Source organism: Methylobacter psychrophilus, assembly GCF_025583945.1.
GTDB classification, from domain to species: Bacteria; Pseudomonadota; Gammaproteobacteria; order Methylococcales; family Methylomonadaceae; genus Methylobacter_C; species Methylobacter_C psychrophilus.
This window is the reverse complement of sequence record NZ_JAOEGU010000122.1, coordinates 1-2,321: the sequence shown is the minus strand read 5'-3', so window position 1 is coordinate 2,321 and position 2,321 is coordinate 1. Positions and strand designations below refer to the sequence as shown.

The 2,321-nt window shown below is 40.2% G+C and carries 1 protein-coding gene; it reads right to left on the bottom strand.

All coding sequences use genetic code 11. The features are described 5' to 3' along the window. Nucleotides 1-603 precede the first annotated feature (603 nt). Nucleotides 604-1,038 (bottom strand): hypothetical protein, encoded by a 435-nt coding sequence (locus tag N7974_RS20360; protein WP_262967362.1) that lies wholly within the window; start codon nt 1,036-1,038, stop codon nt 604-606. Nucleotides 1,039-2,321: the final 1,283 nt, after the last annotated feature.

Below are 2,321 nucleotides of genomic sequence, written 5' to 3'. Positions count from 1 at the left end.
GTCAGTTTGGGTGCGAATGCTCTGTTAGAAGCGGTATTCTACCTTCTCTGACCTTTCTCCTTTCTCCTTTCTCCTCCTCCTTCCTCCGATATCTATAAATTACTCATACCAATTGGCGAAGGTATTGCTTGATATTAAAGTTTTTATTCATTGATTTTAAAAAATGATGCCCATTGAGTCTATCAAATCATAGCCGAGATCAGATAGCCAACCGAATGACTAACAAAAACAGCTTAACTTATCCGGAATTACCTCAGTCAAGCTAAAAAACCGGAATAACGAGTAAAAGAACTCATCGTCCATAAACGCAAGGTAACACGCAATATTTCCCACCCTAAAACATACAGGCCAAGAAGTTATCTTTGCGAATTATTTTATTAACAAGCGAGTAGTTATTCCCCTACCCCTTTGAAAAAGGGGAAGAGCAAAGCGAGGGGGCAGCGGGGGATTTATCTAATAAAATATCCCCTAACCCCTGTTTTTCAAAGAGGGGAACTAAATAAATACACAAGCGATAGGCATGGCGATGCCTTTACGCCAACTAACATAGCTAATCAGCTATCCTTTAACACTTATTTCCAATACTTTACTCCACTGCCCGACTTAGGCATCTCGAATACGATAAATAGCACGATACTTCCATAGCACCACGGTACCGGGTGATGGCAAAGGTGTGCTATCTTCAAAACGGGTGGTCATTTGAATGGTAACCAAACTAAACGAGCCGGTGCCGTAATCGGCTTCTATTAACAAAGCATTCGTACCATTATGATACCAATACAAAACCGGATGACCAGCATTAAAGTCAAAGGTTAAATCAGGTTGTAACAAGGCCGGATCAGGCGCAGGGCTTTGTGGCGGAATAATATATAACGCTTTACCGATGGCTTCGGTATAATTCTTGTGCTTTTTAATACGTACAATTAAAGCGCCTAAAAAACCTATAATATCGGCATAAGGTTCCGATGTTGGCGGCGTGATGACTACCAACGGTGCTGACAGATTGATGACTGCACCCTTAGGGCCGTCGCGTAGCACCCGTTTAAGGGCAAAATTACCATCGGTATAACGTTGCCCTGCCTCTTCTACCTTAAGGCTGTAATCAAACCAATCAGAACCTGCTTGAACTTACCCTAAATCGGCCGTACTAATTTCTAAAATATAGGTATAGTTAGGTAATTGAATACTAAGATGCTGCAAGAGTTCTCGTCTGCCTGCATCGGTACGTCGAATCGTCGGTGAATTAATCATGGGATGAATCCTCTTAAAAGAAAAATCTAGTAAAAAATATCAGTGGACAAATAGTGCGCCAACTTTAAACATAAATCCATAATTTATTTCACCCAACTATTGAACCCGTCTGTACATATTATTTGCTTGATATCCCCTATTTTAAAACCAGATACAACTTATTTGAACAGAACCATTCACCATCTGAACACGGTAACCCATTATTTGGAATGCTCATCCCACTATAAATAGTGCAACACGCTTTATATAAACACACATACCCGCCATAAATGTCGCCAGACAATTTATCTCGTTACCGCGTAACCATAATGTGGGACGCTCAGCCCATACTATAAAAAGGTGTTTCCAAATAAGGGATAGCGCATACCCAATAGTGAGTCTTTATACAACCCTAATGATAATGACTATCCACACTGTGGACAGCCAATACCAAATAGTGCGTAACCGTGAACACTAAATAAAAACACCAACAAAACCAGTAAGATGAATAAATAGACAACGTTACCCAATAACCCATCATGACAATTACGACATCCTTTATAGAAGCCCAAAAGTAGTTGACGCTTTTTTATCACAAAAAATGCTAATAATCTCTGCCAGGTTAGCGACGTTAATTGCAAAAAGTGTAAAGCAAGACAAGAAGGATGCCACTCAATTTCATCATTTTATAAAATCAATGAATAAAAACTTGAACATCAAGTTATAGCTGAGTTCTTTTAAATCCAATATGAAGATTGGATATCAGAAACGGTGTAGGCCAGAATAAGACTTTTCGAGTGCAAGCGAGAATAAGCGTTTCCGGCATCCAGTATCGAATATGCCGGAAACGCCACCACGCGCTACGCTTGGGTGGTCTTATTCCGGCCTACGGCCTAATAAAATCTCATCTACCCCCTGCGAGAATGCATTGATTTTTAGTTGGAACTGACCGTTAGCTTACGACCCAGACTGTGTGAAAACTCCAATTTATGCAAAATATGGCCTTCATAAGGCTATCTGCCAAGTTCTGGGGTTACTATTTGCCGACTATTTTGTGTGTGGTTTTTATCCTGTAAAAACTAAAAGTGCAA